This window comes from Rhodococcus sp. SJ-3 (assembly GCF_051918125.1).
Classification (GTDB): Bacteria; Actinomycetota; Actinomycetes; order Mycobacteriales; family Mycobacteriaceae; genus Rhodococcus.
On record NZ_CM123306.1, the window covers coordinates 3,519,391 to 3,532,546 of the forward strand.

The 13,156-nt window shown below is 64.3% G+C and carries 15 protein-coding genes and 2 pseudogenes; 13 read left to right on the top strand and 4 right to left on the bottom strand.

What is annotated here, in order from left to right; genetic code table 11:
* The first annotated feature begins 20 nt into the window (after positions 1–20).
* From ACTDXD_RS16300 to ACTDXD_RS16330, 7 genes are all read left to right on the top strand, one after another.
* The gene (locus ACTDXD_RS16300; protein ID WP_440123356.1) at positions 21–635 is read left to right on the top strand and encodes a GyrI-like domain-containing protein; all 615 of its coding nucleotides are present in this window, start codon (positions 21–23) and stop codon (positions 633–635) included.
* Positions 632–1,123, top strand: a complete 492-nt coding sequence (locus tag ACTDXD_RS16305) for an NUDIX domain-containing protein (protein ID WP_440123357.1) — start codon at positions 632–634, stop codon at positions 1,121–1,123. Before ACTDXD_RS16300 ends, ACTDXD_RS16305 begins: the two co-directional genes overlap by 4 nt.
* 221 nt (positions 1,124–1,344) lie before the next feature.
* The gene (locus ACTDXD_RS16310; RefSeq protein WP_440123358.1) at positions 1,345–2,433 is read left to right on the top strand and encodes an ABC transporter substrate-binding protein; all 1,089 of its coding nucleotides are present in this window, start codon (positions 1,345–1,347) and stop codon (positions 2,431–2,433) included.
* Complete coding sequence (locus tag ACTDXD_RS16315; RefSeq protein WP_440123359.1) at positions 2,430–3,284, top strand: ABC transporter ATP-binding protein; 855 nt, start codon at positions 2,430–2,432, stop codon at positions 3,282–3,284. The genes ACTDXD_RS16310 and ACTDXD_RS16315 overlap by 4 nt, the downstream gene beginning before the upstream one ends.
* Positions 3,271–4,143 carry an ABC transporter permease gene (locus tag ACTDXD_RS16320; RefSeq protein WP_440123360.1) on the top strand — a complete coding sequence of 291 codons (873 nt, stop codon included), beginning with the start codon at positions 3,271–3,273 and terminating at the stop codon, positions 4,141–4,143. The genes ACTDXD_RS16315 and ACTDXD_RS16320 overlap by 14 nt, the downstream gene beginning before the upstream one ends.
* 46 nt (positions 4,144–4,189) lie before the next feature.
* A complete protein-coding gene (locus tag ACTDXD_RS16325) occupies positions 4,190–5,536 on the top strand; it encodes an LLM class flavin-dependent oxidoreductase (RefSeq protein ID WP_440123361.1) in 1,347 nt (448 codons plus the stop codon).
* Between the two features lie 40 nt (positions 5,537–5,576).
* A complete protein-coding gene (locus ACTDXD_RS16330) occupies positions 5,577–6,563 on the top strand; it encodes an LLM class F420-dependent oxidoreductase (RefSeq protein WP_440123362.1) in 987 nt (328 codons plus the stop codon).
* Between the two features lie 22 nt (positions 6,564–6,585).
* On the opposite strand, the gene ACTDXD_RS16335 is transcribed toward ACTDXD_RS16330, so the two are convergent.
* The 3 genes from ACTDXD_RS16335 to ACTDXD_RS16345 all read right to left on the bottom strand — a co-directional run bounded on the left by ACTDXD_RS16335 (position 6,586) and on the right by ACTDXD_RS16345 (position 8,094).
* Entirely contained in the window at positions 6,586–7,149 is a 564-nt protein-coding gene (locus ACTDXD_RS16335) for a GNAT family N-acetyltransferase (protein ID WP_440123363.1), read from the bottom strand.
* Positions 7,150–7,167: 18 nt separating this feature from the next.
* Entirely contained in the window at positions 7,168–7,836 is a 669-nt protein-coding gene (locus tag ACTDXD_RS16340; RefSeq protein WP_440123364.1) for a DUF3239 domain-containing protein, read from the bottom strand.
* A 117-nt stretch (positions 7,837–7,953) separates the two neighbouring features.
* The gene (locus ACTDXD_RS16345; protein WP_440123365.1) at positions 7,954–8,094 is read right to left on the bottom strand and encodes a hypothetical protein; all 141 of its coding nucleotides are present in this window, start codon (positions 8,092–8,094) and stop codon (positions 7,954–7,956) included.
* A gap of 147 nt (positions 8,095–8,241) precedes the next feature.
* On the opposite strand from ACTDXD_RS16345, the gene ACTDXD_RS16350 reads away from it, so the two are divergent.
* The 6 genes and pseudogenes from ACTDXD_RS16350 (at position 8,242) to ACTDXD_RS16375 (ending at position 11,463) form a co-directional block, all read left to right on the top strand.
* Positions 8,242–8,625: a hypothetical protein gene (locus ACTDXD_RS16350; protein ID WP_440123366.1), complete on the top strand. Its 384-nt coding sequence runs from the start codon at positions 8,242–8,244 to the stop codon at positions 8,623–8,625.
* Positions 8,553–9,122 carry an RNA-guided endonuclease InsQ/TnpB family protein gene (locus tag ACTDXD_RS16355; RefSeq protein ID WP_440123367.1) on the top strand — a complete coding sequence of 190 codons (570 nt, stop codon included), beginning with the start codon at positions 8,553–8,555 and terminating at the stop codon, positions 9,120–9,122. Before ACTDXD_RS16350 ends, ACTDXD_RS16355 begins: the two co-directional genes overlap by 73 nt.
* Positions 9,119–9,403, top strand: coding sequence for a zinc ribbon domain-containing protein (locus ACTDXD_RS16360; RefSeq protein ID WP_440123368.1), 285 nt, complete (start codon positions 9,119–9,121; stop codon positions 9,401–9,403). The genes ACTDXD_RS16355 and ACTDXD_RS16360 overlap by 4 nt, the downstream gene beginning before the upstream one ends.
* Before the next feature lie 12 nt (positions 9,404–9,415).
* Positions 9,416–9,655 (top strand): annotated as a pseudogene (locus tag ACTDXD_RS16365) (hypothetical protein); the annotation flags it as partial.
* Between the two features lie 44 nt (positions 9,656–9,699).
* On the top strand, positions 9,700–10,800 hold the full coding sequence (locus tag ACTDXD_RS16370) for a sensor histidine kinase (protein ID WP_440123369.1): 1,101 nt from the start codon (positions 9,700–9,702) through the stop codon (positions 10,798–10,800).
* Positions 10,782–11,463, top strand: a pseudogene (locus tag ACTDXD_RS16375) (response regulator). The gene ACTDXD_RS16370 and the pseudogene ACTDXD_RS16375 overlap by 19 nt, the downstream one beginning before the upstream one ends.
* 26 nt (positions 11,464–11,489) lie before the next feature.
* On the opposite strand, the gene ACTDXD_RS16380 reads toward ACTDXD_RS16375, so the two are convergent.
* Complete coding sequence (locus ACTDXD_RS16380) at positions 11,490–13,148, bottom strand: DNA repair helicase XPB (protein ID WP_440123370.1); 1,659 nt, start codon at positions 13,146–13,148, stop codon at positions 11,490–11,492.
* Positions 13,149–13,156: the final 8 nt, after the last annotated feature.

The window sequence follows — 13,156 nt, forward strand, 5'->3', positions numbered from 1 at the left end:
CGGACCTGACGAGGGAACGTATGGACAAGTACGACGTGAAACGTGCACACAAGAATCTGTATTCGTCGTCGGCCGGGGACTTTACGGAAGTAGACGTGCCCGAGTTCCGGTATCTTGCGGTCGAGGGGAGTGGCGACCCGAACAGCAGCCGGGCATACGCGGAGGCGGTCGAGGCCTTGTACAGCGTGTCGTACACGATCAAGTTCGCCTCGAAGAAGGAGCTCGGGCGCGATGCCGTTGTGGGGCCGTTGGAGGGGCTGTGGTGGGCCGACGACATGTCGACATTCGTCAGCCGTGACAAGCGGGCATGGAAATGGACGATGCTGATCAACCAGCCGCCGTGGGTCACTGACGAGATGGTCGACTCGGCGAAGGCCGTTGTAGCGAAGAAGGCGCCGGCCTCGTTGCCGCTGCTGCATTCGATGACGTGGACCGAGGGACGATGTGTGCAGATCCTGCACATCGGCGCGTACGACGACGAAGGGCCGACCCTGGAGAGCTTGCATCATCGCGTGCTTCCTGAGAGGGGGCTCACCTACAACGGCAGACATCACGAGATCTACCTGAGTGATCCCCGCCGTACCGCGCCTGGGAGGCTGAAAACCATTCTCAGGCAACCGGTCACCGTCGCATGACTGTCACCAGCACGGGATTGCTGCTGTATCGCATCGACGACACCGGTCTCCTCGAAGTGTGGCTTGTGCACCCCGGCGGGCCGTACTGGACAGGCAAGGACGAGGCAGCGTGGTCGGTTCCGAAAGGCGAATACGGAGACGAGGAGGATCCACGCGAGGTCGCTCTGCGTGAATTCGAGGAAGAGTGCGGATTCGCCGCCCCCGACGTTCCGTTGACTCTGCTCGGACGGTACAAGCAGCCCTCGGGGAAAATAGTGAGCGTCTACACCGGAGAAACCGCGACCGAACTGGAGTTCGTGTCCAGCAACATGTTCGACCTCGAGTGGCCTCCGCGGTCGGGAAAGATGCAGCAGTTTCCAGAGGTCGACGATGCGCGGTGGTGGCCGCTGCCCGAGGCCGAGATCAAACTCCACAAAGGCCAGCGCCCAGTTCTCGATGCACTTCGTGCGCGCCTCGACGAACTCGGACGCCCCTATCGCCTCGAATAGTTCACGGCAGCGGTAGTCCTACTGCGCCGCGTTGGAATCACCGTGAGCCGAACCCTTGCCGGTGCGGCGCCGGGTCGCGATGCTTGCACGGTCGTTGTCGAAAAGAAAAGGAATCGTCGTGCGTAGCTGTCCGTGTCGCTGAAGCACCGTCGCTCATACCGCAACCTCGTTCCCGTACCGGTGCCCGCAACAGCGGGCCGACGCAAGGACACTTCTACGCGATGTCTCATTCCGCGCTGCGGCGCCTCACGACCGCCGTCGCAGCAGGCGCAGCATTTCTCACTCTGACCACTGTCACCACAGCCTGCTCGACGGGCTCCGACGCCTCGGTGACCGCCGACGGCAGGACCGTCCTGCGGTACGAAGGTGCACCCGCTCAGGTCATCTATCCTGAGCTCGCCGAAGCACTCGGCTACTTCGACGACGTCGAACTCGAATGGATCGGCGACAACGGCAACGGGCCGCAGTCGCTGCAGAATACTGCGACGAACCAGATCGAATTCGGCGGCGCTTTCAACGGTGCCGTCATCAAGGCACAGGCCGGCGGTTCACCGCTCACTTCCGTCCTCGGCTATTACGGGGCCGACACGCAGAGCTTTCAAGGTTACTACGTGCTCGATGACAGCCCGATCCGGGAGGCGCGCGACCTGATCGGCAAGAAGGTCGGCATGAACACTCTCGGGGCCCACCACGAGTTCCTCGTGCGGGAATGGCTGGCGCAGCAAGGATTGACGAAAGACGAGATCGCGCAGGTCGAGCTCATCGTGGTGCCTCCCGTCAACACCGAGCAGGCGCTGCGTGAAGGCCAGATCGACGTCGGGACGCTCGGGAGTGTGTTCCGCGAGACCGCTGTGGAGCGCGGTGGGCTTCGGCCCCTGTTCACCGACGAAACCCTTTTCGGTGCATTCACATACGGAACGCTGGCGTTCCGTGACGACTTCATCGCGAACAATCGCGACGCCGTGGAGGACTTCGTGCAGGGGACCGCTCGTGCGATCCGCTGGGCGCAGATCACTCCACGCGAGGAGGTGATCGCGAAGTTCGAGGAGATCATCGACACTCGCGGCCGCAGCGAGAACACCGATCTCGTGGGGTATTGGAAGAGCACCGGAATCGCGGGGCCGGGCGGCGTGATCACCGATCGCGAAATACAGATCTGGCTGGACTGGCTCACCCGCAACGGCGAGCTCGACGAAGGCGCGCTCGAGGCATCCGATGTCTACACCAACGAGTTCAATCCCTACTTCAACGGAACCTACGACCCCGACAGCGGTCCGAACGGCGAGCCGGTCGAGGAGGCAGTGCAGTGACGATTCGGCAGACCGATCCGAAGCTCCGACTGGAGCACGTGACCAAGCAATTCGCCGTTCGCGGTAGCAGCGAACGGTTCACCGCGATCGACGACATCAGTATCGATCTCGCAGAGGGCGAGTTCCTCGTCCTCGTCGGACCCAGCGGTTGCGGCAAGTCGACGTTGCTCGATCTTCTCGGTGGGCTCAGCGAACCGACATCCGGTCGCATTCTTCTGGACGGCCGCGAGATCTCCGGGCCCGGACTCGACCGTGGCATCGTCTTCCAGCAGTATGCGCTCCTTCCATGGCGAACTGCCCGTTCGAACATCGAATTCGGACTCGAAGCGAAGGGGCTGCAGAAGAAGGAGCGACGCGACCTCGCCGATCGCTATCTCGAACTCGTCGGCCTGCACGGATTCGGAGACCGGTACCCGCACGAACTCTCGGGCGGTATGAAGCAGCGAGTCGCCATAGCGCGCAGTCTCGCATTCGACCCCGAAGTGCTGCTCATGGACGAACCTTTCGCAGCGCTCGACGCGCAGACCCGGGAGTCTCTGCAGGACGAACTCCTGAGGATCTGGCGGGAAACCGGCAAGACCATCCTGTTCATCACTCACGGCATCGACGAGGCCGTCTACCTCGGGCAACGCGTCGCGGTTCTGACATCGCGACCGGGGCGGATCAAAACGGTCGTCGACATCGAAATCGACCGTAGCGTGGACGATGTCAGGTCCGGCGACGCCTTCCGCCGCCACCGCCATGACATCTGGAGTGAACTGCACTCGGAGGTGGAGCGCGGTCTGGGCATCGAAACCGCGGCAGTCGAGCCGACCATCACAACGGAGAAGGTGAAGCATGTCCAGCACTAGTGCCACACTGACCAGGCCGGCCGAATCGGCTGCGCCCGTCGCCGAACGGAAGTCGGACACGCCGGAGGCCACCTCCTCTCCGAGCGTGGTGGATCACGTCCGTGCAGTGGCCTGGAGAATCTTCAAGCCGGCCGTCGCTATCGTTGCGTTCTTCGCGCTGTGGGAGATCGCACCGCGCGCGGGTCTGGTCGACGACGTGTTCCTTCCTCCGCTCACCACGGTGCTGGAAGCCTTCGGTGAGCTGGTCGCCAGCGGCCAACTCGCAGAGCATCTGGGGGCGAGTCTGTCTCGGGCGCTCACCGGATTCGCGATCGCACTCGTGTTCGCGATTCCGCTCGGCGTCGCGATCGGCTGGTACAAACCCGTCGCCGAGACCCTCAATCCCATTCTGGAGATCTTCCGTAACACGGCGGCGCTCGCACTGCTGCCCGTGTTCATCCTGATCCTGGGCATCGGTGAGACCTCCAAGGTCGCGCTGGTGATCTATGCGAGCACTTTCCCGATCCTGCTGAACACGATCTCCGGTGTCCGCACCGTGGATCCTCTCCTGGTGAAAAGTGCGCGTTCGCTGGGTTTTCCACCGCATCGATTGTTCCAGAAGGTGATCCTTCCGGCCGCGGTACCGACTGTTTTCACCGGTATCCGTATGGCGGCGGCCTCGTCGATCCTGGTCCTCATCGCTGCCGAAATGGTCGGCGCCAAGGCCGGTCTGGGATATCTGATCACCGCCTCTCAGCTCAATTTCCAGATTCCGAACATGTATGCGGGCATCATTGCGATCTCGATCGTCGGACTCGTTTTCAACGGCATCCTGATCGCCATCGAACGCCGGCTCTCGCGCTGGCGCGTCACGCAGTAGGTCCGTTTCCTCTTGCCCGTCCTCTCTCGCAATCGGTTAGGTAGTCATGACCAGGTCTCCGAAGCAGCTCAACCTCAATGCCTTCCTGATGGGCGTAGGTCATCATGAAGCAGCGTGGCGTCACCCGCGCACCGAAGCCCATCGAGTCCTCGATGTGAATCACTTCCAGGAACTCGCCCAGATCGCCGAGCGCGGCAAACTCGACTCGGTGTTCTTCGCCGACGGTCTCGCGGTCGGCCCTCGTATCGAGAACAACACACAGGCGATTTTCGAGCCGCTCACACTGCTCAGCGCAATGGCTGTGGTGACCGAGCATGTCGGGCTCATCGCCACCGCTTCCACGGGTTACAACGAGCCCTACAACCTCGCTCGGAAATTTGCGTCGCTCGACCACATCAGCGGTGGTCGAGCCGGCTGGAACATCGTCACCTCGGGTGGTGAGGACGAGGCCCGCAATTTCGGCTACGACGAGACTCCGGATCATGCCGGACGCTACGACCGGGCCTCGGAATTCGTCGACGTCGCGGTTTCACTGTGGGACAGCTGGGAGGACGATGCGATCGAACTGGACTCCCGGACAGGACGTTTCGCAAACGCCGACAAGGTTCATGCGATCGAACACGAGGGTGAACGGTTCCGGGTCCGAGGTCCGCTCAACTCACCGCGCTCGGCGCAGGGCCGTCCCGTCCTGGTGCAGGCCGGGTCGTCCGAGAGCGGCAAGAACTTCGCCGCCGAATACGCGGAAGCCGTGTTCACCGCGCAGCGCACTCTCGCCGAAGGGCAGGAGTTCTACCGCGATCTGAAGGCCCGCGTGATCAAGGCCGGTCGCGACCCGCAGTCCTTGAAGATCCTTCCCGGTATCGTCCCGTTCATCGGAACGACGGAAGACGAGGCGAAAGCACTAGAGCAGGAGTTCACCGACCTCATCTCGCCTGCCTACTCACTGCGGCAGCTCTCACGGATGGTCGGCGTCGACCTCACCGAGCACTCGCTGGATGCTCCGCTTCCACCGCTTCCACCCATCGACGAGATCCAAGGCAACAAGAGTCGCTACCAGCTGGTCAAGGACCTCGCCGAGAACGAAGACCTCACCGTGCGAGAGCTGATCGCCAAGCTCGGTGGTGGCCGTGGGCACCGCACCTTCGCGGGAACACCCGAGCAGATCGCCGACGAGATCGAGCTCTGGTTCGTCAGCGATGCGGCAGACGGGTTCAACGTGATGCCCCCATACCTGCCCGGCGGGCTCGCGGACTTCACGGCGCTGGTCGTGCCGATCTTGCAGAGGCGAGGCCTGTTCCGCACCGACTACACCGAGACGACACTGCGCGGGCACTACGGGCTCGACCGCCCGGAAAGTCGGTACGCTGATCGTCGGCACGCAGCGACTGCCTGACCGGGCTGCGCCGCACCGATCATCGGCGGAGAGGACTTTCATGCGCTTCGGATACTTCGTTCCCCAGGGTTGGCGGCTGGACCTCGTGGGTGTCGCGCCCGCCGACCAATGGCGGGTCATGCGCGACCTCGCGCAACGAGCCGACAACGGTCCGTGGGAATCGATCTGGGTGTACGACCACTTCCACACGGTGCCTGTGCCGTCGGAGGAGGCGACCCATGAGGCCTGGTCGCTGGTGTCGGCATTCGCGGCGGTGACCGAACGCGTGCGTATCGGGCAGATGTGCACGGCAATGGCCTACCGGAACCCGGCGTACCTGGCCAAAGTCGCGGCCACCGCCGACCTCATCTCCGGCGGTCGCGTCGAGATGGGGATCGGCGGCGGGTGGTACGAGCACGAGTGGCGCGCTTACGGCTACGGGTTCCCGTCGGCGGGGGAGCGGCTCGGTCGCCTCGACGAAGGCGTGCAGATCTTCAAGCAGGCGTGGACCGACGGCATTGCGACTCTAGACGGGAAGTACTACCAGGTCGATGGAGCGATCTGTCGCCCACTTCCGTTGCAGGACGGTGGTATTCCGCTTTGGATCGCAGGCGGAGGCGAGAAGGTCACGTTGAAGATCGCCGCGAAGTACGCGCAATACACCAACTTCGACGGCACACCCGAAGGATTCGCGCACAAGTCGGACGTCCTGCGTGAGCACTGTGCGGACGTGGGCACCGACTTCGACGCAATCGTGCGTTCGGCGAACTACAACGTTGCGATCGGACGGACGGAGAGTGAGGTCCAGGACCGGCTCGAACAACTTCGGAGCCGACTCGAGCCGATCGTCGGTGCGGACAAGGCTGATGGGGCGCTCAACGCATTCCGGGGGATGCCCGCGGTGGGCACTCCCGAGCAGATCGTCGAGAACCTCACAGCGCTGAAGAAGAAGGGTCTCGAGTACGCGATCTTCTACGTCCCAGAGGCCGCATACGACACGTCCGGCCTCGAACTCCTCGAGAAGGAAGTGCTTCCGCAACTAGCGTGATGTCGCCTTCGCGGTATCCGGTTCAGATCGGCCAGGTGCCGGTGGGCGTGCGAGGGTCGTCGGGCAACAGCCCGGCGACCCATACGTCGCGTGGAACACCGCGCTGCACCGTGCCGTGCCGGGCGACTCCTTCATATTGGAATCCCACCCGCCGCGCGACCGCTGCCGACGGCCGGTTACCGACGAATGCGCGCCATTCGATCCGCGAGACGCCCATTCCGTCGGTGGCGAAAGCGAAGTTGCACGCGAGCTGTACGGCAGCGGTGGCCAAACCGTGTCGCCGTATACCGGGGGCGATCCAGTAACCGATTTCCGGAGCCCCCGAACCACGCCCCAGAAACCCGACCATGCCGCACAACCGACCGTGCAGGCTCGTGCGAATCGCCCAGTCGGGGAAGCCGTCCGCCCATTTCGCAGGCACGATGTCGCCGACGAAACGCACCGAATCGGCTCGCGTGTACGGGCTCGGCACGTTCGTCCACGCGGCGATCGCCGAATCCTGGCAGGCCTCGGCAATGACGTCGATGTCTTCCGGGACGGGCGCCGACAGCGTCACGCCGCCATCAGCGAGAACTCGGGTTTCCATATCGGCTCCGAACTTCTGTCAGCGCAGCTCCGGCGGGAGGTCCTTGCTCTGAAGCTCCATGCGCCGCTCGTCGGTGGCGTTGACCTCGTCGGCGAGTTTCAGTTTGTTCGCGAGCAAGCGCCATTCGGCGTTGTCGATCGCGCCCGCCGCTTCCGCGAGAACCTTGGTGTCGCGGGTGCCCCATGCGATAGGCATCGGGCTGGCCATCTGCCACACCTGTGATTTGTTGTTCGTCGAGCGGTCGGACAGCACGGCGACCGAGGGCACCTGCTCGCCCACACGGACACGGTGCCCGGGAATTGCCTGCACGTCGCGGGTCACCAGCGCGTAGTGGCGGGTGCCTGCCTCCGGCTTCGCAATGTCGATCAGGGCCAGCAACGTCATTCCACGCGCACGTGTCGCCGCGACAACGGCCGGGACCAGCGGGTTGTCGTGATAGAGCTGCTCGATGGTGCCGATCTTGCGGGGGGCCCACAACGCCACCCACAGCGACGTGAGCGCCGCGACCACCAGTACTGCGCCCACCACGTACGACCAGGACTCACCGAGATAGAGGAGCCACGCAGCTCCCGCGGCGCACAACAGCGCGACGATGATGCCGGAACGCCGCAGGCTGCGGACCTCGGCGAGCGTCTGGTTCACACTCTTGGCATGGGGCAGGTCGACGGAGAACTCGAATCGGCGCACCCACCCAGCTTATGGGACGCGCGTCGGCCCCGGCTCGAGCACAATGCGCACAACGGGACTATCGCACTCAAACGTGACGGGCCCACGTGATGCAACCCACACTTGCTCCAGTTGATGTCACCACCGGATGGTTGCTCGGGTTCCCGAGAGCCGCACCCCGCCCCGATCGTGCAGTCGCTCGTGGACGGCGTGTGCCCACCGCATCCGGATCGCAAGAAAGTGGGTGCTGACGATGCTGGTAGGCCTCGGCTTCCTCATGATTGCCGCCTTCATCTGATGTTCGGCGCGGATACTCCCTCGTTCACGGGGAGCGGAAGCGCCGTCCTCCTTCCACAGGGTGGGCTGCGTGGAGCAACCGAATCGGGTCGAGAAACCTTGCCGGTGGGTCCGGTTACGGTACCGGGCATGGAGACCGAGGTGGTGCGCTACAACTACCGGCTGAGGCCGGGCACCCTCGCCGAACGCGCCCTGATCCAGGAATGGCACCGTTGCCGATTTCTGTGGAACGAAGCCGTCCACCAGCAGAAAACCGGCGGCAGACCGAACTTCACGAAACTCAGCACCATGTTGACCGAGACCCGAGCTCGCTCGTCGTGGCTGCGCGACGGTTCGCAGGTAGCGCAGCAGCAGATGCTCCGCACCTACGCGCAGGCGTTGGATGCATCGTTCACCGTCAAGGCCGTGGTCGTCCCCGCTTCAAGGCGCGGAAGAACACGTTGCCGTCGCTCGAATACACCCAACGAGGTTTCCGGATTCGTGACGGGCAGTTGGTGCTGCCCAAGGGTGTGAGTGTTCCGGTGGTGTGGTCGCGGGAGTTGCCGTCGGAGCCGTCGAGTGTGCGCATCACGCGTGATTCGTTGGGGCACTGGTACGCGTCGTTCGTGGTGACCCGCGCGAGAGAGCCGATACCGGCGCTCGACGACGGCAGTGGTGTGGGGATCGACTGGGGTGTGAGCAAGACCGCGACGGCCACCGCCGAGGAGTTCGATCTGCCGCATGCGCAGCATCGGAAACGCTGTGCGGCGGAGTTGGCGAAATCCCAGAAACGGATGGCCCGACGCCGTCGCGGGAAGGGGCAGGCGCCGTCGAAGGGCTACCAGCAGGCCCGCAAACAGGCCGCGAAGGTGCACAAGAAGGCGGCCCGGCAGAACCGGCACGACGGACGAGGCTGGGCCAAGCGGGTTGTCGATCGGCATCAGTTGTTGGCGGTGGAGGATTTCAAGCCGAAGTTCCTGGCGAAGTCGACGATGGCGCGTAAGGCCGCGGATGCGGCGATCGCGAGATGAAGCGGGAACTTGTCGAATGTGGCAGGCGGGCCGGCCGGAAGGTGGTGTTGGTGCGGCCCGCGTATACGACGATGACGTGTTCGGGGTGTTTCGCGAGAGCCAAGCAACCCCTCGAACTCGCTGAACGAGTTTTCCGATGCTGGGCGTGCGGGCATACCGCGTGTCGGGATCGGAACGCTGCCAGAGTGGTTCTGGCTGTGGCGGAGCGTGGCCACACCGGTGTCGACGACGTAGGTCACGGGGATCTGCCTCCTTCGGGTGGTGGTTCGGGTGCGGTCTGAGTCGGGAATCTCCTGCCTTCAGGCGGGAGAGGCGTTAAGTATCTGGTCCTGTCCAAGCGAGCGACTCCCGTCGTGGGACTGATCCTCGTTCCCGTCGCGTTCGGCCTGATCGCAGGAGCTGGTACCGGTATCGGCGACATGATCGTCGGAGGAATCGAATCCCTTGCTCCGACTGCGGCCTTGTTGTTCTTCGCGATCATCTTCTTCGGGATCATGATCGACGTCGGTTTGTTCGATCCGCTTGTGCGGCTCTGCGCAGCGATCTCGGTTATGCCGCGCTCGTCGCGCTCGGTGCCTTGGCATTCGGGACCGTCGGCTCGATTCTGCTCGCGAATCGGTGGAAGACGCTCACACTCGGACTCGAAACCGATCAGCTCGCGGAACTCGTCCGGGAGCAGGAGGTCGTCCTTCACGGGATTTCCGATGGCGTGGTCGCGACTGATGCGGGTGGAACCGTCACCGTGGTCAATTCCGAAGCGCGGCGATTGCTGAATCTGCACGGTGGTGCAGGTGATCCGGTCGAGGAGATCGGGATGAGTCCGCGCCTGTTGGACATTCTGCACGATTCGCAGAGCGCACCGGTCGCTGCGACCGCCGGGGACCGTGTCGTCGTAGCGGTCGCGCGGCGGGTGATACGGGATCGAAAGGATCTCGGCACTGTGATGTCGGTGCGCGACCGCACCGACGTGGAGAACCTCACGCGTGAACTCGGAGCCGTACAGTCGCTCACGACAGCGCTCCGCGCGCAACGGCACGAGTTCGCCAACCTACTCCACCTGCTGAACGGACTTCTCCAGCGGGGTCGTACAGAGCAGGCCGCCGACTTCATCGAGCAGATCATCGGGTCGGGGCCACTGGGACAGCACCTCGAGGGCGTCGATGCTCTCGCCGACCCCTACCTGCACGCCTTCCTCACCGCGAAGGCGGCTCACGCCCGGGAGAACGGTGTTCGCCTCGTGCTGGGGGAGAACACATGGGTGCACGGCGTGCTGCGCGTACCCGTCGATGTCACCACTGTGCTCGGGAACCTGTTGGACAATGCGATCGAGGCAGCCAGGGAAAGCCGGCGACGGCCTGCGGAGGTGGAGGTGGAGCTCGTCGAGGATGCAGCGGATCTGCACATTACGGTCGCCGACACCGGAAATGGTGTTGCCGCTGGGCTTTCCGACGTGTTCGAGGAGGGCGCCACCACCCACACCGCCAGTGGGGTTCCGGGCGGACGGGGAATGGGTCTCGCATTGGCACGGCAGATCGCACGCGAGCACGGCGGAGACGTGCACCTGGTCGAGCGTGGCGGACGTCGAACACCGGACAACCCGACCGGCGGCGCGGTGTTCCTCGCGGTGCTCGCCGGAGTTCTCGACGAAGGAGACACAGGGTGGGCAGATCAGATCTGACGGTGCTCGTCGTCGACGACGATTTCCGCGTCGCCGAACTGCACGCGCAGGTGGTGTCGGGTGTCCCCGGATTCACGGTCGCGAATGCGGTGGGCAGTGTCTCTGCGGCGGAACGCAGTGCGAGAGAATCCGGTCGACCTGGCACTCGTCGACGTGTATCTACCCGACGGTTCGGGGATCGATCTGATCCGTGAACTGGATTGCGACAGTTTCGTCCTTGGCGCAGCCGGAGAAGGGCCCACCGTGCGGCGGGCACTGGCTGCCGGGGCGCTGGTCTACCTTGTCAAACCGTTCTCCAACACCGAATTGGCGCGCAGGCTCGCCGCGTATGCGCAGTACCGTCGCATCACGTCGTCGGCGGAACTGACCCAGACCGAGATCGACACGGCCCTCGCGGCGCTGCGTCCCGTGCTGCCGTCATCGGACACCGCCGCACTTCCGGCGCGTTCGGTCACCAAAGAGCTTGTGATGAAATCACTTCGGGAGTCCGAATACCCGATGTCGGCCGGGGAGGTCGCGATGGCGACGGGGGTGTCGCGCGCGACGGCTCAGCGGTACCTCGCGGCACTCGTCGCGAAAGGGAACCTGCGGATGCAGCTGAGATACGGCAGCACGGGCCGCCCCGAACAGGAGTACCGGCTCGTCCGCACCGACAAAGCCTGAAAGGATTCGCCGCGTGGTCCGCTTACTCAGCCGATCTGCGGCCCCAGTAGGTCGTCGGCATCGGTGATCCGGTATGCGTAGCCCTGCTCGGCAAGAAAACGCTGGCGGTGTGCGGCGTACTCGGCGTCGAGAGTGTCGCGGGAGACCACCGAGTAGAAGTGCGCCTGCCCCCCGTCCTGCTTCGGGCGCAGCAACCGTCCGAGACGCTGGGCCTCTTCCTGCCGCGACCCGAACGTGCCCGACACCTGCACCGCGACCGACGCCTCCGGCAGGTCGATCGAGAAGTTCGCGACCTTCGAGACGACGAGGACGTCGAGTTCGCCGTTGCGGAAGCGATCGAACAGTGCCTCACGTTCCTTGCTGCGCGTCGAACCCTTGATCACCGGGGCATCGAGGGCTTCGCCGAGTTCGTCGAGCTGATCGATATAGGCGCCGATGACGAGCGCGGGGGAGTTGGGGTGACGAGCGAGGATCGACTTGACCACTGCGTTCTTGGTGCGAGCCGTCGAGCACAGCTTGTAACGTTCCTCCGGCTCGGCCACCGCGTACGCCATCCGCTCTGCGTCGGTGAGCGTCACGCGCACCTCCACGCAGTCGGCAGGGGCGATCCACCCTTGTGCCTCGATGTCCTTCCACGGCGCGTCGTACCGCTTGGGCCCGATCAGTGAGAACACGTCGCCTTCGCGTCCGTCCTCTCGCACCAGCGTGGCCGTGAGACCGAGACGACGTCGGGACTGCAGGTCGGCGGTCATCCGGAACACCGGTGCCGGAAGAAGGTGCACCTCGTCGTAGATCATGAGCCCCCAGTCGCGGGAGTCGAACAACTCGAGGTTGCGGTACTCGCCCTTCGTCTTGCGGGTGATCACCTGGTAGGTGGCGATGGTGACCGGGCGGATCTCCTTCTTCTCGCCCGAGTACTCGCCGATCTCTTCCTCGGTGAGCGAGGTGCGGGCGATCAGCTCGCGCTTCCACTGCCGTCCGGCGACGGTATTCGTCACCAGGATCAATGTGGTGGCACCGGCCTTCGCCATGGCGGCCGCGCCCACCATCGTCTTGCCTGCCCCGCAGGGCAGTACCACGACTCCCGAACCGCCGTCCCAGAACGAGCTCGCGGCCATCTCCTGGTAGTCGCGCAGATGCCACGGATGCGTCTCGAAGTCGAGGTCGATGCTGTGCGCTTCACCGTCGACGTACCCAGCGAGATCTTCGGCAGGCCAGCCGACCTTGAGCAACATCTGCTTGAGGCGGCCGCGTTCGCTCGGGTGGACGATCACGGTGTCGTCGTCGATGCGTGCGCCGAGCATAGGAGCGATCTTCTTGTTGCGCATGACCTCGGCGAGCACCGCATTGTCGAAGCTGACGAGTGTCAGTCCGTGGGCGGGATTCTTCACCAGCTGAAGGCGGCCGTATCGGCCCATCGTGTCGACGATGTCGACGAGCAGCGGCTGAGGCACGGCGAAGCGAGAATAGGTGACCAGCGCGTCGACGACCTGCTCGGCATCGTGGCCGGCCGCGCGTGCGTTCCACAGGGCCAGCGGAGTGACCCGGTAGGTATGGACGTGCTCGGGTGCGCGCTCGAGTTCAGCGAAGGGAGCGATGGCCTGCCGGGCCGCGTTCGCCTGCTCGTGGTCGACCTCGAGCAGCACGGTCTTGTCGGACTGGACGATGAGCGGTCCGTCGGCCACGAAGCCTC

Coding starts and splice junctions, on each gene's coding strand:
- ACTDXD_RS16320 (WP_440123360.1), top strand. CDS start 3,271: ATGTCCAGCACTAGTGCCACACTGACCAGGCCGGCCGAATCGGCTGCG.
- ACTDXD_RS16335 (WP_440123363.1), bottom strand. CDS start 7,149: ATGGAAACCCGAGTTCTCGCTGATGGCGGCGTGACGCTGTCGGCGCCC.
- ACTDXD_RS16345 (WP_440123365.1), bottom strand. CDS start 8,094: ATGAGGAAGCCGAGGCCTACCAGCATCGTCAGCACCCACTTTCTTGCG.
- ACTDXD_RS16310 (WP_440123358.1), top strand. CDS start 1,345: ATGTCTCATTCCGCGCTGCGGCGCCTCACGACCGCCGTCGCAGCAGGC.
- ACTDXD_RS16350 (WP_440123366.1), top strand. CDS start 8,242: ATGGAGACCGAGGTGGTGCGCTACAACTACCGGCTGAGGCCGGGCACC.
- ACTDXD_RS16300 (WP_440123356.1), top strand. CDS start 21: ATGGACAAGTACGACGTGAAACGTGCACACAAGAATCTGTATTCGTCG.
- ACTDXD_RS16325 (WP_440123361.1), top strand. CDS start 4,190: ATGACCAGGTCTCCGAAGCAGCTCAACCTCAATGCCTTCCTGATGGGC.
- ACTDXD_RS16330 (WP_440123362.1), top strand. CDS start 5,577: ATGCGCTTCGGATACTTCGTTCCCCAGGGTTGGCGGCTGGACCTCGTG.
- ACTDXD_RS16305 (WP_440123357.1), top strand. CDS start 632: ATGACTGTCACCAGCACGGGATTGCTGCTGTATCGCATCGACGACACC.
- ACTDXD_RS16360 (WP_440123368.1), top strand. CDS start 9,119: ATGAAGCGGGAACTTGTCGAATGTGGCAGGCGGGCCGGCCGGAAGGTG.